The 24,281-nt window shown below is 39.1% G+C and carries 21 protein-coding genes and 1 pseudogene; 18 read left to right on the top strand and 4 right to left on the bottom strand.

The genetic code is table 11. The features are described 5' to 3' along the window. Nucleotides 1-14 precede the first annotated feature (14 nt). Nucleotides 15-851, top strand: a complete 837-nt coding sequence (locus ABIE66_RS16685; RefSeq protein ID WP_370015580.1) for a PfkB family carbohydrate kinase — start codon at nt 15-17, stop codon at nt 849-851. Between the two features lie 37 nt (nt 852-888). On the opposite strand, the gene ABIE66_RS16680 is transcribed toward ABIE66_RS16685, so the two are convergent. Next, nucleotides 889-1,647, bottom strand: coding sequence for a GntR family transcriptional regulator (locus ABIE66_RS16680; protein ID WP_370015579.1), 759 nt, complete (start codon nt 1,645-1,647; stop codon nt 889-891). A 358-nt stretch (nt 1,648-2,005) separates the two neighbouring features. Here ABIE66_RS16680 and ABIE66_RS16675 point away from each other — a divergent pair, with 358 nt between their 5' ends. Further along, complete coding sequence (locus ABIE66_RS16675; protein WP_370015578.1) at nt 2,006-3,199, top strand: M14 family zinc carboxypeptidase; 1,194 nt, start codon at nt 2,006-2,008, stop codon at nt 3,197-3,199. 315 nt (nt 3,200-3,514) lie between these two features. Next, on the top strand, nt 3,515-4,579 hold the full coding sequence (locus ABIE66_RS16670) for a M14 family zinc carboxypeptidase (RefSeq protein ID WP_370015577.1): 1,065 nt from the start codon (nt 3,515-3,517) through the stop codon (nt 4,577-4,579). A 637-nt stretch (nt 4,580-5,216) separates the two neighbouring features. Here the strand turns inward: ABIE66_RS16670 and speB are convergent. Next, nucleotides 5,217-6,185 (bottom strand): agmatinase, encoded by a 969-nt coding sequence (speB, locus tag ABIE66_RS16665; protein ID WP_289315917.1) that lies wholly within the window; start codon nt 6,183-6,185, stop codon nt 5,217-5,219. 401 nt (nt 6,186-6,586) lie between these two features. Between speB and ABIE66_RS16660 the strand changes: the two genes are divergently transcribed. Further along, nucleotides 6,587-7,933, top strand: a complete 1,347-nt coding sequence (locus ABIE66_RS16660; RefSeq protein ID WP_289325531.1) for an APC family permease — start codon at nt 6,587-6,589, stop codon at nt 7,931-7,933. Between the two features lie 293 nt (nt 7,934-8,226). Here the strand turns inward: ABIE66_RS16660 and ABIE66_RS16655 are convergent, their stop codons facing one another. Then, complete coding sequence (locus tag ABIE66_RS16655; protein WP_370017069.1) at nt 8,227-9,081, bottom strand: MurR/RpiR family transcriptional regulator; 855 nt, start codon at nt 9,079-9,081, stop codon at nt 8,227-8,229. A 218-nt stretch (nt 9,082-9,299) separates the two neighbouring features. On the opposite strand from ABIE66_RS16655, the gene ABIE66_RS16650 reads away from it, so the two are divergent. From ABIE66_RS16650 to ABIE66_RS16620, 7 genes are all read left to right on the top strand, one after another. Next, nucleotides 9,300-9,710: a PTS sugar transporter subunit IIA gene (locus ABIE66_RS16650; protein ID WP_289325530.1), complete on the top strand. Its 411-nt coding sequence runs from the start codon at nt 9,300-9,302 to the stop codon at nt 9,708-9,710. Next, nucleotides 9,710-10,180, top strand: a complete 471-nt coding sequence (locus tag ABIE66_RS16645; protein ID WP_370015575.1) for a PTS sugar transporter subunit IIB — start codon at nt 9,710-9,712, stop codon at nt 10,178-10,180. The genes ABIE66_RS16650 and ABIE66_RS16645 overlap by 1 nt, the downstream gene beginning before the upstream one ends. Nucleotides 10,181-10,219: 39 nt before the next feature. Next, nucleotides 10,220-11,806 (top strand): PTS system mannose/fructose/sorbose family transporter subunit IID, encoded by a 1,587-nt coding sequence (locus ABIE66_RS16640; RefSeq protein WP_370015574.1) that lies wholly within the window; start codon nt 10,220-10,222, stop codon nt 11,804-11,806. 9 nt (nt 11,807-11,815) lie between these two features. Beyond that, nucleotides 11,816-12,517, top strand: a complete 702-nt coding sequence (locus ABIE66_RS16635) for an N-acetylmannosamine-6-phosphate 2-epimerase (RefSeq protein WP_370015573.1) — start codon at nt 11,816-11,818, stop codon at nt 12,515-12,517. Between the two features lie 376 nt (nt 12,518-12,893). Next, nucleotides 12,894-14,171 (top strand): Glu/Leu/Phe/Val family dehydrogenase, encoded by a 1,278-nt coding sequence (locus ABIE66_RS16630; protein WP_370015572.1) that lies wholly within the window; start codon nt 12,894-12,896, stop codon nt 14,169-14,171. Between the two features lie 34 nt (nt 14,172-14,205). Further along, nucleotides 14,206-14,496 carry an SAV0927 family protein gene (locus ABIE66_RS16625; RefSeq protein WP_289315921.1) on the top strand — a complete coding sequence of 97 codons (291 nt, stop codon included), beginning with the start codon at nt 14,206-14,208 and terminating at the stop codon, nt 14,494-14,496. A 17-nt stretch (nt 14,497-14,513) separates the two neighbouring features. Beyond that, entirely contained in the window at nt 14,514-14,762 is a 249-nt protein-coding gene (locus ABIE66_RS16620) for a biotin/lipoyl attachment domain-containing protein (protein ID WP_289315922.1), read from the top strand. Between the two features lie 72 nt (nt 14,763-14,834). Here ABIE66_RS16620 and ABIE66_RS16615 read toward each other — a convergent pair whose 3' ends face one another. Then, nucleotides 14,835-15,575, bottom strand: coding sequence for an IclR family transcriptional regulator (locus tag ABIE66_RS16615; RefSeq protein ID WP_370015569.1), 741 nt, complete (start codon nt 15,573-15,575; stop codon nt 14,835-14,837). Nucleotides 15,576-15,750: 175 nt separating this feature from the next. Here ABIE66_RS16615 and ABIE66_RS16610 point away from each other — a divergent pair, with 175 nt between their 5' ends. From ABIE66_RS16610 to ABIE66_RS16580, 7 genes and pseudogenes are all read left to right on the top strand, one after another. After that, nucleotides 15,751-16,608, top strand: a complete 858-nt coding sequence (locus ABIE66_RS16610) for a dimethylarginine dimethylaminohydrolase family protein (protein WP_370017068.1) — start codon at nt 15,751-15,753, stop codon at nt 16,606-16,608. A gap of 3 nt (nt 16,609-16,611) precedes the next feature. Then, a pseudogene (locus ABIE66_RS16605) lies at nt 16,612-17,389 on the top strand (dimethylarginine dimethylaminohydrolase family protein). A 77-nt stretch (nt 17,390-17,466) separates the two neighbouring features. Beyond that, on the top strand, nt 17,467-19,083 hold the full coding sequence (locus tag ABIE66_RS16600; RefSeq protein ID WP_370015568.1) for a M20/M25/M40 family metallo-hydrolase: 1,617 nt from the start codon (nt 17,467-17,469) through the stop codon (nt 19,081-19,083). Nucleotides 19,084-19,263: 180 nt separating this feature from the next. Further along, complete coding sequence (locus ABIE66_RS16595; RefSeq protein ID WP_370017067.1) at nt 19,264-20,607, top strand: YfcC family protein; 1,344 nt, start codon at nt 19,264-19,266, stop codon at nt 20,605-20,607. Nucleotides 20,608-20,658: 51 nt separating this feature from the next. Then, a complete protein-coding gene (locus ABIE66_RS16590) occupies nt 20,659-21,837 on the top strand; it encodes an amidohydrolase (RefSeq protein WP_370015567.1) in 1,179 nt (392 codons plus the stop codon). Between the two features lie 151 nt (nt 21,838-21,988). Next, nucleotides 21,989-22,750 (top strand): dimethylarginine dimethylaminohydrolase family protein, encoded by a 762-nt coding sequence (locus ABIE66_RS16585; RefSeq protein ID WP_370015566.1) that lies wholly within the window; start codon nt 21,989-21,991, stop codon nt 22,748-22,750. Between the two features lie 63 nt (nt 22,751-22,813). Then, nucleotides 22,814-24,217, top strand: coding sequence for an amino acid permease (locus tag ABIE66_RS16580; protein ID WP_370015565.1), 1,404 nt, complete (start codon nt 22,814-22,816; stop codon nt 24,215-24,217). The last annotated feature ends 64 nt before the right edge of the window (nt 24,218-24,281 follow it).

Below are 24,281 nucleotides of genomic sequence, written 5' to 3'. Positions count from 1 at the left end.
CAGGGGGAACGGGCATGAAACTAATTGGAATTGGAGATAACGTAGTTGATTTTTATAAAGACCAAGGAAAGATTTATCCTGGCGGCAATGCATTAAACGTAGCCGTGCTATACAACCGTTTAAATGATGAGCAGTCTTCATATATTGGCATTGTAGGAAATGACGGGCCAGCAGACCATGTGTTAGAGGTATTGCAAAAGGAAAAGGTAGAAATTAGTAGAGTAAGACAAGCAGTTGGAGAGAATGGTATGGCAGTCGTCGCGTTGGATAAGGACGGGGACCGAATTTTTATCGGTTCCAATAAAGGGGGAATTCAATCCAGATTGGGAATTGTACTGAGTGATAAGGATATGGATTATATTCGGCAACACGACCTCCTTCATACAAGTGTATATAGTCGTATGGAATATAACCTTCCAATATTAAGCCAATTCATTGACCTTTCTTTTGATTTTTCGACGAATTTAGAGGATCACTATTTACAAAAAGTTTGTCCATATGTGACTTATGCATTTTTTTCCGGAAGCAATTTGAACGAGGCAGAGTGCAACACATTGATTCAAAGGGTACATTCGTTAGGCACAAAAGTGATAGGCGTTACTCGTGGAGGAAAGGGAGCGATTTTATCAATTGAAAATCAATTATATGAACAAGCTATTATCCAAACCAATGTTGTAGATACGTTGGGAGCGGGAGATTCCTTTATTGCTGGTTTTCTCTCATCGTATGTCCGAGGAAAAGATGTATATGAAGCTTTACAAAAAGGAGCTTTAGCTGCCTCCCGAACTTGTCAGGATTATGGTGCATTTGGATATGGTAAGGAATATAATCCCGACCATATGATGGTTTAAAATGATACATAGAGAAAGGTAACGAGATCCCGGATAATCAGGGGGATTCGTTACCTTTTTCTTCTTGCGATATAGAACTATCAATCGTAAAGGTCACGCGATTTGCAGGATAATATAGGAAGGAAGAATGGATAGGCTGCTTCTTCGCATCATATGCCACTTTCTCCACTTTGAAAAGGGGATCTCCCACTTCGCATTCTAGATGTTTTGCCTCATCGGCATTTGCCAAAACCATATTTAAAAGTTTGGTGTTATGAACAGGAGTTATATTATATTTTTGCTTTATGATATCATACATGGAAACAGAGTTATGGACATGTTGATTTAAATTTGGGAGTACCTTTAAGGAATAATGAGAAATTTCTAAGGTGAGAGGTTGATTATCATAGTATAAGATCCGTTGTAATTCAAGTACATCACTTTCAGGAGTAATCTCCAAGGATTTGGAAATATTGGTCGTTGCAGGTAGTATCTCGAATGAAAGGACTTTAGTTTGAGGTACCTTCCCTAATTCTGACATATAATCAGCATGGCCATTAACGGCAAATAATTCTCTTTTTACTTTAGGATATTGGACAAATGTTCCCTTTCCTTGTTGGCGTATAAGAAGCCCATCTTCCACCAAGTCCAAAACCGCTTTTCTAACAGTGATACGACTTACTCCATATATGTCGCATAAATCTGTTTCGGTCGGTAATCTTTCGCCAGAAGAGTAAATCCCTTTGTTTATATCTTCGATAAGAGATTGTTTTAATTGCATGTATAATGGCGTAGAACTATGAGTGTTGAGTTTCATATTTTCCCCTTTCTTGTATTTTTCCTTTAATTATAACGTATTGTGATGTTATAGTACAAATTATCAATTCGACTATTACAAGCCAATATCAGCAACAATTCGTGATACACATGTCGCGGATTTTTTGACGTTGGAAAATTGGGCTTCTTTCATAAAAAGAGGATGTAATTACGATCTGAACAAGGGAGCGTAGCACCCATCTAATAGTTACTTGTCTAGTCCAATGTTCTTCATGCTTCATAGAATAAAACCAGTACATAAAAAAAGCCATATTACGACATCAAATTCCAACATATTTCTACTTTTCCAAATTGTATAATGGGACAGAAGAATACTTTAAGGGAGTGATCGTTGTAATATGAAAAACAGAAAAATTGTTTCTACACTAGGAGTTTTCGTTTTATCTGCGAGTATCGCGGCACCGACATTGGCAGCAAAAGAAACATCCCCAGGAACACCTAGTCAACAAACTTATTCCGTTTCAGGTTTTACAGACCATGCTGAACTAGGGAAAAAGCTAGAACAAATTGCAAGTGATAGCCAAGGTAAAGTGAAAGTGGATGTAGCTGGATATTCCAATAGAAATAGAGAAATCTATAAAGCTTCCGTGGGGACAGGTGAAAAAGTAGTTTTAATTCAAAGTGAGATCCATGGAAATGAGAAGACTGGTACGGAAGCCATCTTGAATATCTTGAAGTTTTTGGGGACCAATTCTCCTGAAGCGGAGAAAATTCGCAAAGAAATTACCCTTGTCGCTTTGCCTAAAATAAATCCGGATGCTGCTGAATTAAACCGTCGGGGTAATGATATGACCTGGTCTGAGGTCGTGGAACAATTTCCACAACTGGCTGGAGCCAAACCATCTTGGAACTATTATACATATAAAAATGAATCATTTGATTATGAGTCCAAACCTGGATTCGATGTCAATCGTGACTTTAATCCTGATTTGAATTATAACCCTCAAGCTAAAGACTTCCCTGGAAAATCATCCACCCCCGGTTGGTTCATAACACCTGAATCACAAGCATCACGTGATGTTTACAAGTCTTTAATTAATCAATATGGGAAGGTGGAGATTTTTGTGGACTTGCACCACCAAGCTCCCTATTATGAAATCGATGGGACTGATGATTTAGTCACATACTCGATTTCCGGTCAATTTGTTCCGGATCCAAGAACACCTTCAGGACAAGCGTATGCCAAATATGCAAAAAACTATAATTATGATTTTTCCAGACAATTAAATGTAGCGGTATACAATGCTATGAAACAACAAGGTAATTCTCCATTTGGAAATATATCCTTATATCCGCAAAACCAAAACCTTCCTGGAACGGCACTAGGAGCCTTTGCTTTAAACGGAAGTGGGACAGTACTCTTTGAAGTAAGGGGCCAAACACAATCCTTTGGCCAAAAGAAAAAAGGCATGCTTACTAAAGCAGTGGAAAGCGGGTTATATGGGATAATTGATGGTGTTACTGATGGATCTGTATATAAAATAAATCCGGAACAATACGAGTCAATTCCCCTGACGGAGGGCAGGCAATAAAAAATAAAATTGAGTGGGAAAAGATATTTATATTAACTTCCAGTATAGGATTGAAGTAACCAGACGGATACCCGCCTGGTTTTTCTTCATGATCGGTTTCGATGAATTTTTCACTTAAATCTTTCAGGAACAACACAGGCAGAACATTTTTTTGAGAGAATCGCCTTTGTAAATGAAGTCCTTTCAACAGGGTTATTGTTTAATAAATGATATTAGTTGGAAACATAGTTATTTTTCACTATTAACACAAAGTGTTAAAAATGTCAGAATATTAATAAGGTTATATTAATTGTTAAATTAATAAGGAGGGGTTTTATGAGTTTTAAGAAGAGAGTTCTAACAGTTTCATTATCTAGTTTAATGACTTTAAGCGCAGTAACAGCTGTTGCGCTACCAGTCGGAGCGGTTGGAAATGGCCCAAGTGCTGGAAATGGTCAAGTTACAACTTCAAATCTACATACATATGAAAGCTTGGTAAGTTATCTTGAAACCCAGGATGCTAAACAAGAAAGATTGGCACTGGAAGTAATCGGGGAAACGGTAAAAGGGAGAGATATTTACCTAGCTAAGTATATTTCAAATCCTAAAAACCCAACTATACTATTTTTAACTCAACAGCATGGAAATGAACAACTGACTACTGAGGGTGCACTCGAATTCATTAAACATCTAGGCACGAATAAGACTAAAGGTTTATTGGACAATGTTAATATTCTGATCATCCCTATGTTAAACGCAGATGGGGCAATGGGAGATGTTAATTTCCCTCTTGATGACTATTTAGCAAAAGGTGATCGACATCTAACCCGGGCAAATGCAAACGGGATTGACTTGAACCGTGAGCATGATAAAAAAACTGATCAAATGCAAGTCGAGGTAAAAGCTTTACACGAAAATGTATTTGCGAAATATGATATAGATTACATGATAGATTTACATCATCAAGGGACGTTAAGCGAAACGGATGGTGAACTTGTTTCAGGTTCCATTCTTTATCCTACAAACGCTAACGTAAAGCCAGAAGTGTTAGAAGCTTCAAAAAAACTGGGTGCTGTTGTATATAACTCAATTGAACCTGCTGGTTGGGGCCATATTGGTAAATATGATGGCGGTTCAGGAGAAAATATAGGTCGTAACGGTGCAGCTGTTCGTTATGATATTGCCACTCTGTTATTTGAGATGCGAGGTATGTCTGACCACAATGTCGAGTCAGTAGCACTTGGACAAAAAAGTAATGGTTATCTAATAAAGCAAACGGTAACCACTTTGGATGCAGCTGTCAGAGCTCTTGCCGATGATTCTATTGAAACTGTTGATGCAGGCTTTTGGGACACCCTGCCAACACAATCCAATCGTCCTGGGGCAGAATCAGACGAATAAACTAACGGCATGTAAGACTGTAGACAAACTTGAAGAAAAGCGAGTTTGCCTGCAGTTTTTTTATTTGAAATACGTTCCAGTTGTTTTCAGAAATCCGCTTCCTTTCCGCCAAGCCTCCTCGTCGCAGCATCTTTGGTGTCTCGGCAGCCAGTTATTAAGCAGGAGTGTCGCAAATTTCTTCAATCTAGAAAGGTTTCATCCCATTTAAAACAGTAAAAATCATGGAGTATAACCAAGTCATGCATTAAAACCATATCATTCCCTCGGTAAAATCTCTGAAAGGGATAGAGATCATTCGAACACCAATGTGTCGAAAAAACATCCCATTCCTACAAATGGGATGTTTTTTGTGGTCTTTACCTTATGAAATCGGAAACAGGATGAGATACGCATTATCCGACCTGAAGTAAACTTGGATTTTCTAGAAGCCTAACTTTTTAATCAGTTGATATGACATTTTTTACAGTGAATATAGCAGGATTATATAAAAAGATGACATTGAAAAAAAGCATCCGCTTTCACCCAAGCAGATGCTTTTTGAATTTTAGGAATTTTTTATTTTGTACTTAGCTCGGTAAATGTGTAACGATAACAGTTCGACCTGGATGGCCATTCTTTAGAAGTTGGAGTTTTCATCTTATAAACTATTTTGGGTTAAATTCTCCTTTTTTTGTTCTTCTTTTAATTGTAAGGCTACTAAACTGGCAAAGTCATGAATGATGGTGGCTGCCAACAGTGATGTGATTTGTGTTGGATCATATGGTGGGAGGACTTCCACCAGGTCGAATCCAATAAAATTGAATCCTTGCAGAGAACGTATCATCTGTAGGGTTTCAAAGCTATTTAGACCGCCAACCTCCAAAGTGCCAGTACCAGGAGCACAGGATGGATCAACAAAATCAATATCAAAGCTCAAGAAACATGGTGTATCCCCAATGGTTTTCTTGACTTCCTTCACGACATCTTCGATTCCTCTTTCCTTCAGCTGGGGCGTAGTTATCACATTGTAGCCTAGATCGGTACTGGAATCTATATCTCCTGGATGATTGAGCGTACCTCTGATCCCAATCTGGAAAACTTTATCCGTTTGGAGCAAACCTTCCTCATATGCACGGATAAACGGGGAACCATGCCAATATTTCTCATCATAATAAGTATCCCAGGTATCTGTATGTGAATCAAAATGGAGAAGTGCAACTGGCCCGTGTATTTTTGCGGCAGCTCTTAGATTAGCCAATGTTACTGAATGATCTCCTCCGATGCCTATTGGAATGATCCCATTTTTCATTAAGTCTGCCATAGCCTTTTCGATTAACTCATAGCTTCGGTGTATATTATGGGGGATCACTGAAACATCCCCAATATCAATGGCATTACATTCGTCAAAAGGGAACACCTTTTGAATGGGATGATAAGGAAACAAGGTCATGGATGCCTGGCGGACTGCCTGTGGTGCAAACCGGGCTCCTACCCTGAAGGAAGCAGCTGTATCAAAAGGCAAACCTACCACTGCCAATCTGGCATTTTCTCTTGAAGAAGGTAAGCGCATAAATGATCCGGTCGTACAGAACTCTGGTTTAACATCAGGGGATAAAGGATATTTCATTTTTGTATTCCTCCATTTTCTTATAACTTTAATAGTTTTTAAACTCTTATAGGTATTTATGCAATTACCATGCCAAGTCACAGGTAGTGATTTCTTGCGGTTTCTAACCAGGTATCATGTGCTTGGAATATGCAAGGGCGAATAATTTATGGGAATATGAATCGCCAATTTAAAGATGCTGAACAACTTAATTCCTATGAATCAATCCAATGCAGTCAAGAATACGGGAAATTAAGTGCATTTCCCGCATATTTCATTTATCGAAGTAAACCGTTATCATTTGGCACAAAACTTGCATTAAGGTATACAGTTGAAATTATTTTAAGAGGGAGGTATTGAAATTTATCTATTTAAGAATATTGATCCTACTATTTGAAAGCGGTTGCAAGGAGGAATGATAGGTGGAAAATGAGGTTACATTGAAAAGAACGCTGAAATTATGGCAAATTGTTATGATGGGGTTAGCTTATATGACACCCATGGTCGTATTTGATACATTTGGTATTGTATCTGGGATTACGGACGGCCATGTGCCGACTGCTTATATCGTGGCATTGGTGGGGATGCTTTTTACAGCCGCTAGCTATGGAAAACTTGTAAAGGTTTTTCCTGCTGCAGGTTCTGCCTACACTTATACGCAAAAGGCCATTAACCGGCATTTAGGATTCCTGGTAGGATGGTCTTCGTTGTTAGATTATCTATTTTTACCTATGGTAAATGCATTGTTGACCAAAATTTATCTCACAGCATTATTTCCAGGAGTCCCAACATGGGTATGGGTAGTATCTTTCGTAGCAATCGTCACCATTCTCAATCTCCGGAGCGTCAATGTACTTGCTAACTTTAATGCGCTATTTGTTTTAATTCAGATTGCCATCATGGCAGTGTTCATCATTCTTGTTGTCAAAGGTTTGCACAATGGGGAAGGTACGGGTGAAGTGTTTACAATAAAGCCTTTCGTAAATGGGGGAATGGACTATTCGGCAATAATAACCGGAGCCACGATTCTTTGTTTTTCCTTTTTGGGTTTTGATGCGGTGACGACACTATCCGAAGAAACGCCAGATCCGAAAAAAACGATTCCAAAAGCGATATTTTTAACTGCACTTTGGGGTGGAATCATCTTCATTACCTCTTCTTTCTTCATTCAGCTCTTTTTTCCGGATATATCCCGTTTTAAGGAACCGGATGCTGCGTTACCGGAAATCGCCCTATATGTAGGCGGAAAGCTATTTCAATCCATTTTTCTGTGTACGACTCTCGTCAATACGCTAGCATCGGGACTGGCATCGCATGCCAGTGTATCCCGTCTTTTGTATGTTATGGGCCGTGATAAAGTGTTTCCGGAAAAATGGTTTGGATTCATTCACCCTAAGTGGAAAACGCCAGCCATTAATGTACTCATAGTTGGGGTCATTTCATTGTCCGCTTTATTCTTTGATTTAGTGACGGCCACATCACTGATTAACTTTGGTGCATTAATGGCCTTTACCTTTGTAAATCTGTCAGTGATCAGCCATTTTATCATTCGTGAAAAGAAGCATCGAACTATAAAGGGATGTATCCAATACTTAATTATGCCTTTAATCGGAGCTATAGCAATTGGCATTCTCTGGATCAATCTAGAGACAAGTTCACTAATAATGGGAACAGGCTGGTTTATTATTGGGTTTTGTTATCTATTATATATCACAAAGGCATTCCGAAAAGCTCCTCCCCAATATCAAGTTGAAGAAATTCAGCTATAAGACTTTGCAAGGAAAAACGCATTCTAAAAAGAATGCGTTTTTTTATTATCATTTTTTATATATGCAATCCTGAAATGCTTATGAATTAATATATATGTCTGGAAGAGTGTAACTGATATAGCAAAAGTGTTCAAAGTTGAAACCAATATTAATAGGGTGATAGATAAGAATAATGTGCATGACTAATTATTTTTGATTACATACTATATAAAATTAGCATGCAAGTATGATGAGTTTGTTTAGGATGGTTTACGCCTCTTAACGAAATGTAGTAAAACACATCCTTAAACAGGCTATCTTCTTAGACGTAGAATTTCTTCACGTGCTTTTTGATAATTATCTATGGTTTGTTTATCAATTCGATGAAAAACACTTAAGTAAAGAGCATCAACCATGTTAAGTTGCATGATTCTAGATGCTATACTACCGATTCGGTGATCATGTTCGATGTCAGGAAAACAAAGTTGTATACTTGCTATTTTCAATAAAGGAGACTTTGTATAAGCGGTTATTGCCAATACTGGTACGTTTATCTTTTTTGCATATGTAGCCATCTCCAATACATCTTTTGTTTTGCCAGATGTGGAAAAAAGAACTAATGCATCTTCTGAAGTGAAATTGGAAATATAGGAAATCACTGTATGAAAGTCAGTGTTCATTCCTGTAGTAACGCCAAGTTTAGCGAATTTATTACTGGCATCCAATGCAGCAGTAGAGGAGCCCCCGACACCAAAAAATGCAATTTTCTTTGCTTGGCTTAAGCATTCTACTGCTTTTTCAAACTCTTTTTTGTTCAGAGTTTGTCCTAAAGATTCTAAAGCAAATTTATTGCTCATAGTTACTTTTTGGAAAAGTTGATAGGGAGTATCATTTTCACGTAGTAAAGAAAGATCATTAATGTTGGCATTATTTGAACTCATTTCTTTTACTAATGTATGTTGAAAGGTTTTAAAGCTGTCTATACCCATTCTTTTACAAAAACGCACAACACTAGCTTGGGAAACATTTGCGTTGATTGATATTTCAGAAATCGTGTAAGTTTGCACTAAATCTGCATGGTCCAATATATATTTGGCTACTTGCCGTTCAGCACGAGACAAGGAATCGGCTTTTTCTTTTATTTTTTGTAATAAAGTTAAGCTCATAATATGTCCCCTTCATTAAATATTTTATTAAATGATGTAAACTCCCTATTGTTTCATTTATATCATAAATGAAATGTATTTTGCACATAATGCAAAAAAAAAATGCCATAAATGAAATTTTATTTCTTGTTTTATTAATAAAACCTTGATTTTTTAATTCTTTTTCCATAAGATAAGTTTATGTAAATATTCAAAAAATTCTGTTATAAGGAGGGGGTAGTTTGAATCGGGCCATTTTACTTGTAAGTCATGGGAATTTAGCTTCGACTATGAAAGACTGTGTAGAGCTTATAGCAGGGAAACAGAAGCAACTCTTTGCATTGAGCATGGATGACCAAGTAACGTTAGATTCATTTTCAAGAGAACTAGAAACGGCAGTCAATCAATTGTTGGATCAGTACAAAGAAATAATCATTCTGGCAGATATTAAAGGGGGGACCCCATGCAATGCAGCTACACTTCAAGTGTTAAAAGGTAGCCGGGTACAAGTAATCGCTGGTTTCCATTTAGGTTTAGTTATTGAATCTTGCCTTTCACCTGTAAGTCCCAAAGAGCTTATAGCTAATACCTCTATGAGCATTAGCTATATAAACTCTACAGTTAACCCCATAAATATTAAGGAGGAATTGTAATGAGTATCGTTGTTACCCGTATCGATGAACGGCTCATACATGGGCAAGTTGCTTATTCATGGAGTGTTGCTTATCAAGTCACAGAATTTATTGTAATTGATGATGGCGTTGCAACCGACCCTACACAACTTTTGTTACTTAGCTTGGCAGTACCTTCGGGGAAAAGACATGCTATCCTTTCTGTCGAAGATGCAGTGAAATATCTAGTTGAGCGGTCTGATCAGGAAAAAATGTTTATCGTAGTAAAAAGTCCTCGAGTCCTTTTATCTCTCATTGAAAAAGGTATCATTCTGCCTTCTATAAATGTAGGTGGCATGTACTATAAAGAAGGAAAACAGGAAATAAGTAAAACAGTCTATTTGGATGAAGAAGATAAATCTGTTTTTCTCAAGATTAGAGATCACGGAATCCCTTGTGAAATCAGAACCTCTCCTAATGATAAATCCATTGATTTATTTAGCAAGATTTAATGGTCGAAAAGATAGTCAGTGTAAAAAGGGGGAGGAAAAGTGGAAATAGAGTTAATATCAGCGATTTTGTTAAGTGGTTTTGTTGCAATTCTCATGACCGAAAATTATGGGTATGGATATTGGATGATTAGCCGTCCCATTTTTGCTGGACCATTATTAGGACTAATAATGGGAGACCTACAAACGGGATTGATTGTAGGGGCCAGTGTGGAATTGATGTTTATGGGGGTCTTACCGATTGGAGGTAGCGTTCCGCCTAATGCACAAATTGCTGGTCTAATAGGGACCATTTTCGCGATTAGTGCCGGGGGTAAGCCTGAGGTTGGAATTGCTCTGGCATTACCAATCGGTATTTTAGCACAATTTTTAATCATGCTAGCTTGGAACTTTAATATTTATCTAGTGCATCGGGCAGACAATGCTTTACAAGAGCTTAATCTAAAAAGGGCAGAACGGCTACACCTTTCTGGAATAATCGTTTTTTTTACAGTTATGTTCATTCCAACTTTTTTAGCCATTTATTTTGGCAGTGAATTTGTAAATAATCTGGTAGACTCTATGCCTTCATGGTTTATGGAAGGATTAAAGATTACAGCAGGAATTCTACCTGCAATTGGAATGGCCATGCTTCTGAAAATGATGAACCTCAAGAAGTTTTGGTCATTTTTCCTAATTGGATTTGTTCTGGCAGTCTACTTGGACCTGAATGTACTTTCGATAGCCTTGTTGGGTCTTGGAATCGCGATCAGCATTTCAGCAGTGGGAACGAAAGGAAATGATAGTGGAATTTCCCGTGATTCCTCCCGACAGAGTGCAGCTAAAACGACGATTCTGACAAGGAAAGATTTAATGAAAACATTCTTGCGTTCTTTCTTCAGCATGACGTCTATAAATTATGAGCGTTATGGCAGTTTAGGGTTCTGTTATGCGATATTGCCGGCACTCAAAAAACTCTATCCAAATAATCAGGATTTAAAAGAATCGGTTGTTCGTCATAATGAGTTTTTTAACTGCCATCCGTATACTTCCAATGCCATCATTGGTGTTACTCTTGCACTTGAAGAACAACGAGCGCAAGGAAATCCCATCACCTCAGAAACAATTTCTTCTACGAAAGCCGCATTGATGGGACCACTCTCTGGAATTGGTGATTCTGTGTTTAAAGCAACTTTTATGACCATTTTTGCAGCAATTGGCGCTGGTTTGGCGTTGGATGGAAATTCACTTGGACCCATTATATTTATTGTACCAAACGTCTTGCTCAATATTTTTTCTCGTTACTACGGTATTGTCTATGGGTACCAGTTTGGGATAAGCCTAATCCTTAAAATGAAAGACTCTGATGTACTAAATAAGTTTGTTCAGGGAGCTACCATTGTAGGATTAATGGTAACAGGATCAATGGTAGTGAATTTTGTTAAAGTGGGCGTGGCTGCTAAATGGAACTTTGGTGGAAAAGAAATAAATTTGCAAGAACTTCTTGATTCAATTTTACCTGGGCTTTTGCCCCTCCTCTTAACACTTGGTTTCTTATGGGCATTACTTAAATATCAAAAGGCTATCTACTGGTTAATCTTCCTTTGCTTTATTGTAGGATTAGCTGGTAAATTCTTAGGAGTTCTTTAGGTGGTAATTATGGATAAAAAAAACGTATTGGAATCTATTAAGAATGGATTGATAGTGTCGTGCCAGGCTAGAAGGGGATGGCCGATGTATGGGGCGGATATCATGGGCGCATTAAGCAAGGCTGCAGAAAAAGGAGGCGCAGTTGGTATTAGGGCTACCGGGCCTGAAAATATTAAAGCGATTAAAAAGGTAACAAAATTACCTGTATTAGGTATTCACAAGCAATGGATTGATGAATGTGAAGTATATATTACTCCTACCTATGAAAGTGCAATAAGCATTATTGAGGCTGGAGCGTCCATCGTAGCTTTAGATGGGACTCAACGAAAGCGCCCTCATGGAGAAACGGTAGAAAGAATCATAGGAAAAATCCATAGTGAGCATCCAAATATTTTAGTGATGGCAGATTGTGCGACTTTTGAAGAGGGACTAATCGCAGAAAAATTCGGTGCTGATATAATATCAACCACATTGTGTGGGTATACAGAGGAAACAAAATACGTAAAAGAAGTTGATTATGACCTTATTCGAAAACTCTCTTCTGCCTTAAAAATCCCAATCATCGCTGAAGGGCATATTCATACTAAAGATCATGCTAGAAAAGCTATTGAAAGTGGCGCTTTTGCAGTCGTAGTAGGAACGGCCATTACTCGCCCGGAAATTATCACAAAAAGGTTTGTAGATGAGTTAAACCTGTTGGCTGAAAAATAGAAGTTTCAATATATATTTTGAGTATTTTTCTTTTAAATTTAACAGTCGGTTCCTTGGACTGACTGCCATTGATTAGACTTGTACCATCATCTGGCATCTGCTATAGATCAACGCTTTCTTTTTCAGGATAAACAAAAAAAGAGCACTCAATGAATGTTTTTACATTTATCGGGTGCTCATTTTTTGTATGTAATCATCATTTTTACGTATGCAAACTTGAATTGCCTATGAATTAATACATATGTGTCTGGATGATTGCTGGTGCCGATGATGATTGCAAATGGCGGTATATGACTATCGACACTATGTTTTCAAAGCTGGCATGAAAGTTGCTTAATACCTTAATACTTTATAAGAATAAAAGAGAGGTGCTAAAATGACAGGGGAAATTAAGGTAATTGAAAAACGGCAATTGGATAACCCGCTGCAAGAATTCCAGGACATCTTAAAAGAAGCCATTCATGTTTTGGGCTATCCAGATCTGGTTTTTGACTTTTTAAAAACGCCAATGCGTTTTTTGGAAGTCTGTATTCCTATTCAAATGGATAATGGGGAGACAAGGATGTTTCAAGGGTATCGGGCTCAACATAATGATGCAGCCGGTCCAACGAAAGGGGGGATTCGTTTTCACCCGGATGTCACACCTGAAGAAGTTAAGGCTTTGGCGGGTTGGATGAGTTTGAAATGCGGAATAACCGATCTTCCATATGGAGGGGCAAAGGGCGGCATTGTATGTGATCCAAGACAGATGAGTTCGTCTGAGCTAGAACGATTAAGCAGAGGGTATGTCAGGGCAGTCAGCCAAATAGTGGGACCTACAAAGGATATTCCGGCACCAGATATGTATACGAATTCTCAAATCATGGCCTGGATGCTAGATGAATACGATCACATAAGGGAATTCGACTCACCCGGCTTTATTACAGGAAAGCCACTGAGATTAGGGGGATCGAAAGGCCGGGAAAAGGCTACTTCTAAGGGAGTATTATATACACTTCAAATGATAAGTGATTTAAAGGGGATTCCAATTGAAGGCATGCGGGTAATCATCCAGGGATTCGGGAATGTCGGCAGTCATTTAGCGATGTATTTACATGAAATGGGGGCAAAGATAGTCGGAATAGCGGATGAACTTGGAGGATTATACGATCCGAATGGCTTAGACATTCCTTACCTTTTGGAGAACAGGGACTCTTTTGGTGTCGTATCGAATTTATACAAAGATTCATTATCCAATCAAGAATTATTGGAAAAAGAGTGTGATGTGCTGATTCCTGCAGCTATTAGCGGAGTGGTAAATAAAGATAATGCAAAACGATTAAAATGTGAAATCCTGATCGAAGCAGCAAATGGGCCGACAACAAAAGAAGCGATCAAGATTCTCGATGAAAAAGGTATAGTGGTAGTCCCGGATATTTTGGCGAATTCAGGAGGGGTGATAGTCTCGTATTTTGAATGGTGCCAGAATAACCAAGGTTATTACTGGACGGAAGAGCTTGTGGATGAACGATTGAAGGAAAAAATAACAACCAGCTTTTTGAATGTCTACCATACTTCCCAAAAATATTCCGTGAACATGAAAGTAGCTGCTTATATTGAAGGGATTCACAAAATAGCAGAAGCATCCCGGCTTCGAGGTTGGGTCAGGTTCTGAACGAATTAGGGCTTACAAGAAAGGGGGCAATCCATTGAATTTTGATATTCTTTCGGAAAATAAAGAAAACCAGGCTATTCATCATTATTGCTTATTGTCACAAGATTATAGATATGATGTGACCATTGTTTATTCGGCCCAGTTTTTCGGTAAAGCAATGGTGACTTCCATTCAAAGCGGAAGAATGATTCTGCTGTGTGCCAATGATATTAATTTAGATCAGTACTGGGCTCCGACCCTTGGCATTGAACAAGAAGATATACCTGAGTTCCAAAACTTTCTCGATTTAGTCTTACAATCACCATTTCATTTTGAAGAATACTGAAGGAAGGAATGATGTAAATGTACGTTGATGTGATTCTTAGTCCATGTGATGGCAGGGTTGAAAAAATTTCAATATCCAAAAATTCCAGATTTTACGAATGGGAACAGTTATTTCAGATTAAGAAGGAAGATGGACGTGTGGAAATCATTGATATTGGGGTCAGCGGGGAGATAGAGTCATTGGAGGTATTGGAGGGGGAACCAGTGGTGGCCGGCGAGGTCCTCGCCTATTTTAAAGAAGATTTATTCGTGACAGGCAGCGATTAATATAAAACGAAAAGAAGATGAAATGATTCATCTTCTTTTCATTTTATCCGTTAATCCGCCCTGCTCCTTTATTCATTGATCCCTATACCCCAATTTTGACGAAACCCGATTGCCGGTTTCCATCACATTCTTAATGAGGAAATCAAGTCTTTCTTCTGTCAGGTTAAAGCTGACAAAACCAATGCTCACTGCCCCGTGCACTTCCCCAAAATGGTTAAGTATCGGAACGGCTACAGAACATGTTCCTTCTGTCCTTTCGCTGTGACTGATTCCATGTCCTTTCATTTTAGTTTCTTGCAATATATCCCAAAATGCTGCTCTTTCTTTAATTGGCAAAAGAACATCTACGATTTTTTTCGCTTGATTATATGGCATATAGGCGAGCATCACTTTATTGGCAGCTCCAATATGCATAGGTACGCGTGAACCAAGCTGGTCATAAACCCGGATTTGGCTTTTTTCACTGTCGATTCGTTCAATAACGAGTGACTCCATACCTATTGGCTGGCTAAGATAGACGCTTTCCTCCACTTTGTTCATCAGCCTTTCCAGTTCAGGCCTAATTTGACTGATGTAATCCATTTTGTCATACATACGCAAACCATATTCGAGCCAAATATTCCCTAAACCATATTGTTTAGATTGTCCTTCCTGTTGAATTAATCCATGCTTGGACATTGCTTTTAACAAACGATGCATGGAACTGACAGGAAGATCACATTCTTGAGAAAGTTCAGTAATCGACAGCCAGTTTTCCGATGAATTGGAAACTAGCACCTTTATGACGTTCATGGCACGGTCAATAGATTGCATAAACAAACCACCTATCTTTCATCACAAGTTGAATAACATGAGGATTTATTTGAATATTTAAAACATATTGACATTATAGCAAAAATAATTTTATAATTAAAGAAAAATTCCTATTAGCGGAAGTGTTTTCCTCTATGCGGAAAAAGGGGGCGAGCCAGTGACATATTGTTCGTCTATGTACAAACCATTGGAACGTGTCATTGTAAAACATCCGAGCGATGCTTTTATCAGTCAAGAGCATTTAAGCCAAGCATGGCGGAACTTTAACTTTGCGTCAGAGCCAGATTTCAAAGAAGCCCTAAAAGAGTATGGTGACTTTATTTCCATTTTGGAGAAATATGTTCCAAACATCGATTATTTGCCAGCATCTTCGGTAGTAGGGATTGACTCCTTATATGCGCATGACCCGGTAAAATTCACAAGCGAAGGAGCCATTATTTTAAAGTCCGGGAAAGAATTAAGGCAGCCTGAGGCTAATGTATACAAGGGTTTTTGTAAGGAAAAAAACATCCCGATCATTGGGTATTTAACGGGTGATGCGGTCGCGGATGGCGGTGATATCGTTTGGCTTAATGATAAGACCCTTGTTATCGGACATGGTTATCGTACAAACGCTGAAGCCATTCGGCAATTAAAAGAAATGACCGCTCATCTAGTGGATGAATTCATCGTAGTTCAGCTTCCGCATGATCAAGGCGAGGCAGAGTGTCTCCATCTTATGTCTTTCATCAGTATGGTCGACCATGATTTAGCGGTAGTTCATTCTCGCCTAATGCCAGTCTTTTTCAGAAAATTACTTATTGAACGGGGCATTCAGCTTATCGAAGTGCCGGATGATGAGTACTTGAACTTAGGCTGCAATGTGCTCGCCATTGCTCCTCGGGTTTGCGTAATGTCTTCTGGTAACGCTTACACAAAGCGAAAACTTCTTGATGCAGGGGCAACAGTTTATGAATACAAAGGAACTGAAATCAGTTACAAAGGCACTGGCGGTCCAACCTGTTTAACTTGCCCTGTGGTGCGTACAATATAAATGATGGGGGATTTAATTTTGTATAAACATGTAATTGTAAAAACACCAGGAAAAAGCTATGTAAATGGATTAACAACATCCGACCTTGGCACGCCAAATTATGAAAAAGTATTGCAACAGCATGCTTCTTACGTGGAAGCTTTGAAAAATATGTGGGGTGTCAGTCACACACTTGCCGGCAAGCGAGGAGTTTCCAGATTCAACATTCGTTGAAGATACCGCCGTTCTGACTCAGGAATTTGCAGTCATTACTAATCCAGGAGATGTTTCCAGAAACAGTGAAATAAAAGAAATCGAGTCGGTTCTGAAGGATTTTTATGCTAATTTTCACTATATAAACGCTCCAGGAACATTAGATGGGGGAGATGTTCTTCAAGTCGATGATCAATTTTTTATCGGTATTTCGAATCGTACAAACGAGGAAGGTGCACGCCAGTTAAAGGAAATTTTAAAATCAGAAGGGTATAAAGGGACGATTGTTCCATTAAAAGAGTTCTTCCATCTGAAAACAGGAATAGCCTACCTAGGAAATGACTTGATTGTTGCAGCAGGTGAATTCCTCGACCATCCAAATTTTGCCCAATACAAGAAAATCACGGTTTCAGCAGAAGACGAATATTCAGCAAACTGCATCCTCGTAAATGACTATGTGATTATTCCGAAGGGATATGAAGAGACGACCAGTCGATTGAATGAAGTTGGTTTTAAAACGATTGAGCTGGACATGTCGGAGTTTCAAAAGCAGGATGGTGGATTGAGCTGTTTGTCACTGCGGTTTTAAACTTCGGAGAATTTCGATAAAAGTGTTTCTTCCCACTATTACTCTAATATTAGATGAAAATCGGAAAGGGGATTTCAATGAGTCAATTACTATGGGGTACTCCGGAAACGCTTCGTGCTTTGTTATGTGAACTTGTTAGCTGGGAAAGCCGTACACTTACAATGGGGGAAAGCACGTTTCCTTATAAGTTACAAGAGAAATTAAGAGAGCTTGATTATTATAAAAGGAATCCGGCGTACTTATCGCTTCACGAAGCTGATTTAGGGAGAAATTTTGTCAATGCCTTTTATAAACATCCTGAAGCAAAGGAGACAGTTGTATTAATTAGCCATTTTGATACAGTTCATACCGAAGAATACGGTGATCTTGAGTCTCTCGCTTTTCAACCAGAGGAGCTCACGAAAAAACTTCATGATCGGAAAGATGATCTCCCGGAAGAAGCGCGCATTGATCTTGAATCGGGAAAGTACTTGTTTGGCAGGGGAACGATGGATATGAAAATGGGGCTTGCCCTTCACATGGCTCTCATCGAAAAGGCAAGCATTGAACAATGGCCAATCAATCTCCTGCTGTTAACGGTTCCTGATGAGGAAGTGAATTCTGCGGGAATGAGGGTTGCAGTTAAAGAACTTGTGACCTTACGTGATAAATATGACATTTCCTATAAAATGTTTTTAAATAGTGAACCATCCTTTTCACAGAAACCGGGCGATGAAAGTCATTATATTTATTCTGGAACGTTGGGAAAAATCATGCCAGCTGCTCTTTTTTATGGGAAGGAAACTCACGTGGGTGAACCATTGAAGGGGATAACTGCCAACTATATAGCCTCGTTTCTTACGCAGCTCATGGAGTGGAACACTCTTTTTCAGGAAAGTGATCTGGGCGAGGAAACACCTTTACCCGTATCGCTTCAGCAAAAAGATTTGAAACTGCAATATTCAACACAGACACCTTATCTTGCAGCCGCGCTTTATAATGTTTTCATCATGAAAAGAAGCGCTGCAGAAATTATGGATTTATTCGAGCAGGTTGCAAAGGAAGCAGCGATGAATTGCAATGAATCATATAAAGCTCTTTGCCAGCGTGAACAAATTGAAGGTGTAGGAGAAGTAAAAGTATTGCGCTACGAAAAGTTACTTTCTTATGCCGAGGGGAAATTTGGAGGTAATTTTGTTGAACGAATCAAGAGTGAAGTAAAAGGGAACATGGATTTGGATGAGCGGGAAAAGTCACTGCGAATCGCTGAAAAACTGATGATACAATGTCAGGAGCTTGCACCCGCCATTGTATTGCTGTTTGCACCGCCATATTATCCAGCCGTCAATACGTCAGATGATCCGCTTATCGTAAATTCTGTGAATTTAATCAAGGAAACTGCCAGCTTCCTTGATGAAGAAGTCAGCCAAATTCATTATTTCAATGGTATTTGCGATTTAAGCTATGTTCATTATCGTGAGGGGTCTGATGGCTGGACGGCTTTTGAAAAGAATACGCCAGTCTGGGGCGATACTTACAGCATTCCTTTTGCTGATATGCAAAGACTTCAGGCACCCGTGCTCAATGTGGGTCCGTTCGGCAAGGATGCACACCAGCGTACTGAGCGCCTTCACATTGATAGTGCCTTCGTCCATACGCCCGTTATGCTGGAGAAGTTAATAAAGAGTATGTTTAAGTGCTTGGTTGAGAAGTGATGGAGGGATCCTATCCCTTCGACTGGAAAACTGGATTAAAAGTATAAAACTTTAACTGGGGGTATTTATATGAATGACCTGCCTAATGGTCAAATCACTTCCGAGCCGCTTAATCAGAAAAATAAGCCACTTAACCAGCTAACGGAGTTACCGGAAAAAGGGATAAATCCTTTTGTATTGATGTTTATCGTAATTGTAATAGTGACAGTATTGACCTATATCCTACCTGCAGGCCAATATGAAAGAATCGAAAAAGATGGCCGAAGTGTAGTCGATCCCACTTCTTTTGAATTTGTCGAATCAACACCAGTAGGGTTATTGGAAATGTTCAGCAGCATTCATGCGGGGATGATTGAAGGGGCGTCAATAATCTTGTTCGTCTTTTTGTTTGGCGGTGCTCTCGGAATCATGCAGGCAACAGGAGCCCTTGATTCATTCATTAAATTTGTGGCTGTCCGATTCGGAACAAAAGAGAAATTGCTTATTCCGTTGATGGTATTAATCTTCGCATCATTAGGGACACTGATCGGCTCTGCTGAAGATGCGTTAGTCTATATCGCAATCATTGTTCCGATGACGATTGCATTAGGTTTTGATGCACTTACAGGTTTTGCGATCGTTATCCTTGGTACATTGGCGACTGGATTCATTTCGGGGATTACAAATCCTTTTAATGTAGGGGTTGCCCAAAGCATTGCAGAACTGCCCATGTATTCGGGAATGGGATTGCGCATCGCTCTTCTTGCAGTGTTTTATGTCATTACAGTATTGTACATCTATTTCCATGCAATGAAGGTGAAAAGAAACCCCGAACTGGGGGAGTATGGGAAATTCAGGCGTGAAGATCATGCACATCTTGATAAAAACTTTAAGATGAGTAAGAGACATAGCGCTGCTTTAATTATTTTATTGGTGAATTTCATCCTATTAGTCTATGGAGTCATTAAATTAGGATGGTATATAAGTGAAATTGGAGGCTTGTTTTTATTAAGCGGGATCATCATGGGCATGATTGGAGGCCTGACCCCATCCAAGATGGCCAATGGTTTTATTTCAGGAGCAGGCGATATGGTTTCTGGCGCATTGATAATTGGAATTGCGCAGACAATCTTGGTCATTATTACAAGTGGCGGATTGCTGGATACTATTTTATATTATGCTGCAGGATTGGTTGAGCAGCTTCCTCCCGCCATAAATGCAATCGGAATGTTCATTGTCCAATTATTTCTTAACTTCATTGTTCCATCTGGAAGTGGACAAGCGGCATTGACGATGCCGATTATGGCTCCATTAGCGGATTTAATGGGTGTGACAAGACAAACGGCAGTCCTAGCTTTCCAATTAGGGGATGGGATCTCGAATATGATATTTCCGACTTCTGGAGTGCTGTTGGCTGGACTGGCAGTGGCAGGCATATCATTTACGAAATGGGTAAAATGGGTGTTTCCATTTCTTTTGATTCAGGTTGCGGTAGCGATTATCTTTTTGATCATTGCTCAAAGCATACAGTATGGCCCTTTTTAAAGATTCGAAAAGTCTGAATATTCTAACTAAATGATCAAGGAGGCATTCATGATGAAGACAATACAGGAGACAGTTGTGGATGAAGTGATTTCATGGAGACGTCATTTTCACGAAAATCCGGAGCTCTCATATCAGGAGCACCAGACTTCTGAATTCATCTACAGGAAATTAAAAACCTTTACAGGACTAGAGGTGACGAGACCTACCGAAACGAGCGTATTGGCGGTTCTCAAAGGTGCTAAAAAATCTGCACGAAAATCTAATACCATCACTTTTCGTGCAGATATTGATGCACTCCCGATAGAAGAGGAAGCAGAAGTTGAATATAAATCAAAAAATCCTGGGGTTATGCATGCATGCGGACATGATGCACATGCTGCAATGTTATTAGGTGCTGCTAAAGTCCTCTCTGGGAAAAAAGAAGCGATTAATGGAGAAATCAGGTTTATTTTCCAACACGCTGAGGAGGTTCTGCCAGGGGGAGCTCAGGAATTGGTGAAAAAAGGGGTCATGGAAGGAGTGGATTATGCATTTGCATTGCATGTTACTCCTTATGAAAATACTGGAACAATATGTTTAAGGGAAGGGGTATTCTGTGCAGCAGCTGATGATTTTGAACTTAAAATAATTGGTCAGGGCGGGCATGCGTCGACTCCGGAATTAACGGTGGACCCGTTAATCATTGGTGCAGAAATTACAACGAATATTCAACATATCGTTTCCAGAAAAATTTCAGCTCTAAGGACACCTGTCATTTCAGTCACTCAGTTCCATTCCGGAAGTGCGCTCAATGTCATACCTGAATATGCAGAAATCGGCGGTACCATTCGTTCCTTGGACTCTGATAGCCGAGTGAAAGCAAGGGAGCATCTAGAGCACATCGTTAAGGGGATTTCAGAAGCGCATGGGGCAAAATGTGAAATTACTTGGTATTTAGGATATCCAGCCGTAGTGAATGATAAAGCTGCCGTTGATATTTCGAGAACGGTCATGGAAGGGATTTTTGAAGAAAATCATATCATCCATGTTGATGATCCAATGTTCGGGACCGAAGATTTTTCAGCTTTTTCCGAAATCGTTCCCTCTTCCATGCAGTTCATAGGCGTCCATAATAATGAGTTTGGAAAAGCTTATCCTTTGCACCATCCTAAATTTAAAATCGATGAGAAAGCTTTAGGGTATGGAGTGCGATATTTTGTAGGGATAGCGGATAAATTATGCAGTCAATAAAATGATTGAAGGAAGAGTTTAGTATCTGCTTTGGAATAGTTAAGCGATTGCTAAAGAAAAGGGATAAAAGTCAAATTACATTTAAAGTACGGGAGGTTTATTAACCTCCCAAATCTTAAGAAGATAAGCTACCTATTTAGGAGGAATATATATGTTTAAACATGCGATTGTACGAAAGATTGGAAAAAGTTTTGTAAATGGATTAACAACATCGGATTTAGGAAACCCGGATTATGAAAAAGCGCTTGTACAACACGAGGCTTATGTAGAAGCATTAAAACGCTGCGGTGTGAAAGTGACCGTTCTGGATTCTGATGAAACATACCCTGATTCTACGTTTGTAGAAGATACCGCCGTGTTGACGCCAAAATGTGCCCTTGTAACGAATCCTGGTGCAGAAAGCCGAAATGGTGAGGTTATTGAAATGAAAGAAGTTTTAAAGGGATTTTATGACACAATCGAGTATATTCAATCCCCAGGCATGTTAGATGGCGGAGATGTAATGCAGGTTGAAGATCACTTCTATGTTGGCCTTTCATCGAGAACTAATGAAGCAGGAGCTCTGCAGTTCAAGGATATCATGGGTAAGTATGGTTATGATACGACCATCATTCCCCTTAAGAAATTCTTTCATTTAAAAACGGGTGTCAATTACCTGGGGGACAATAATTTATTAGTGGCCGGAGAATTCATCAATCACGAGGTTTTTTCAAGCTTTAATCAAATAACTGTAAAACAAGAAGAAGAATATTCGGGTAACTGCGTCCGAATGAACGACTATGTTATTGTCCCGAAAGGATTTGAGGGAACAAGGAAAAAAATAGAAGATTTAGGATACACGGTGATTGAAGTGGAAATGTCTGAATTTCAAAAACAAGATGGCGGCCTTAGTTGTCTCTCTTTGAGATTCTAAGATAGTTTGGGAGAAGAAATAGGTTAATAGATAAGATAAGGACGTGATTATATGGGGGATGGAATGGAGAATAATGATCAGCTGCAACGCTCAATGAAAAGACGTCATTTATTTATGCTTTCGCTTGGCGGCGTTATTGGTACAGGCCTTTTTTTAAATGCAGGCTATACAATTAACCAAGCAGGGGCAGGAGGCGCCCTGTTGGGATATTTAGCCGGTGGTCTTATTTTGTATATGGTAATGGTCTGTCTGGGTGAGCTAGCCGTTCATATGCCGGTTACAGGTTCTTTCCAAAAATATGCTGCTGAATATATTGGGCCTTCGGCTGGTTTTTCGCTCGGATGGATGTATTTCGTCGGTTCAGCCGCAACTGCAGGAGTTGAATTTACAGCAGCAGGAATATTGATGAAACAATGGTTCCCCGATATTCCTACCTGGATTTGGTGTGCAGTGTTCATAGTGCTTTTATTTACCTTGAATGCATTGACGACAAGAGGTTTTGCAGAGGCGGAATATTGGTTCGCCGGAATAAAAATCGTTGCAGTTATTTTATTTATCTTGATTGGAATCGCGGGCATCTTTGGTTTTGTCTCTTTATCTGATCGTCCAACCCCATTCTTTGAAAACCTGGCTCCTTCCGGTCTTTTTCCAGCAGGGGGCATTACAATTATCTTTGTGACTATGATGAATGTAATATTTTCTTATCAAGGTTCAGAACTGATAGGAATAGCAGCAGGGGAAAGTGAAAAACCTGAAGAGAACATACCAAAAGCCATACGAAATGTCCTTTTTAGAATCATTGTTTTTTACATTGCGTCCATTATTATCCTTTCTGCCATATTCCCTTCTTCAGAATTAGGCTTATTGGAAAGTCCTTTTGTAACTTTAATGAAGATAGCGGGGGTTCCTTATGCAGCAGGCATCATGAATTTCATAATTTTGACAGCCATTCTTTCTGTGGGGAATTCATGTCTTTATGCATCTACACGCTTGCTTTGGTCGATGGCCCATGATGGGATGGCACCTAAGCTGTTTGGTATTTTGTCAAATAGGAAAGTGCCGTTGAATGCCCTTCTTTTTACCATATCATTTTCTCTTCTATCATTATTGACAAGCTTCATTGCTGCGGATACTGTGTTCGTGATACTTATGTCAATAGCAGGTATTTCCGTCACAATTTCATGGATGGGAATTGCTTTATCGCAATATATGTTTCGCAGGAAATTTATAAAAGCGGGAGGGAAAACGGAAGAGTTACAATATAAAGTACCTTTTTATCCATTTGTCCCATTGTTTTGTTTAGGCTTTTGCTTGCTGATTCTTGTATTCCTTGCTTTTGACCCTACCCAACGAGTAGGACTGTTTTATGGAATAGGATTTTTGGTAGCCTGTATTTTATTCTATAAATTTAAACTGGCTAAGAAAGTAGAGTCAAACACTAACTTTGAAAATGAAAAAATATTGTAATGGAGTTCTATATTGAAGTTCATATTAAAAGGTCAGCCAGTTTTATTATACTGGTTGACCTTTT

This window comes from Peribacillus sp. B2I2 (assembly GCF_041261685.1).
Lineage (GTDB): Bacteria > Bacillota > Bacilli > Bacillales > DSM-1321 > Peribacillus.
The sequence above is the reverse complement of the archived record's forward strand: the minus strand, read 5'-3'. Positions and strand labels throughout refer to the sequence as shown.

Coding starts and splice junctions, on each gene's coding strand:
- ABIE66_RS16685 (WP_370015580.1), top strand. CDS start 15: ATGAAACTAATTGGAATTGGAGATAACGTAGTTGATTTTTATAAAGAC.
- ABIE66_RS16680 (WP_370015579.1), bottom strand. CDS start 1,647: ATGAAACTCAACACTCATAGTTCTACGCCATTATACATGCAATTAAAA.
- ABIE66_RS16675 (WP_370015578.1), top strand. CDS start 2,006: ATGAAAAACAGAAAAATTGTTTCTACACTAGGAGTTTTCGTTTTATCT.
- ABIE66_RS16670 (WP_370015577.1), top strand. CDS start 3,515: ATGAGTTTTAAGAAGAGAGTTCTAACAGTTTCATTATCTAGTTTAATG.
- speB (WP_289315917.1), bottom strand. CDS start 6,185: ATGAAATATCCTTTATCCCCTGATGTTAAACCAGAGTTCTGTACGACC.
- ABIE66_RS16645 (WP_370015575.1), top strand. CDS start 9,710: ATGAGTATCGTTGTTACCCGTATCGATGAACGGCTCATACATGGGCAA.
- ABIE66_RS16635 (WP_370015573.1), top strand. CDS start 11,816: ATGGATAAAAAAAACGTATTGGAATCTATTAAGAATGGATTGATAGTG.
- ABIE66_RS16630 (WP_370015572.1), top strand. CDS start 12,894: ATGACAGGGGAAATTAAGGTAATTGAAAAACGGCAATTGGATAACCCG.
- ABIE66_RS16620 (WP_289315922.1), top strand. CDS start 14,514: ATGTACGTTGATGTGATTCTTAGTCCATGTGATGGCAGGGTTGAAAAA.
- ABIE66_RS16615 (WP_370015569.1), bottom strand. CDS start 15,575: ATGCAATCTATTGACCGTGCCATGAACGTCATAAAGGTGCTAGTTTCC.
- ABIE66_RS16610 (WP_370017068.1), top strand. CDS start 15,751: ATGTACAAACCATTGGAACGTGTCATTGTAAAACATCCGAGCGATGCT.
- ABIE66_RS16600 (WP_370015568.1), top strand. CDS start 17,467: ATGAGTCAATTACTATGGGGTACTCCGGAAACGCTTCGTGCTTTGTTA.
- ABIE66_RS16595 (WP_370017067.1), top strand. CDS start 19,264: ATGTTTATCGTAATTGTAATAGTGACAGTATTGACCTATATCCTACCT.
- ABIE66_RS16590 (WP_370015567.1), top strand. CDS start 20,659: ATGAAGACAATACAGGAGACAGTTGTGGATGAAGTGATTTCATGGAGA.
- ABIE66_RS16585 (WP_370015566.1), top strand. CDS start 21,989: ATGTTTAAACATGCGATTGTACGAAAGATTGGAAAAAGTTTTGTAAAT.
- ABIE66_RS16580 (WP_370015565.1), top strand. CDS start 22,814: ATGGAGAATAATGATCAGCTGCAACGCTCAATGAAAAGACGTCATTTA.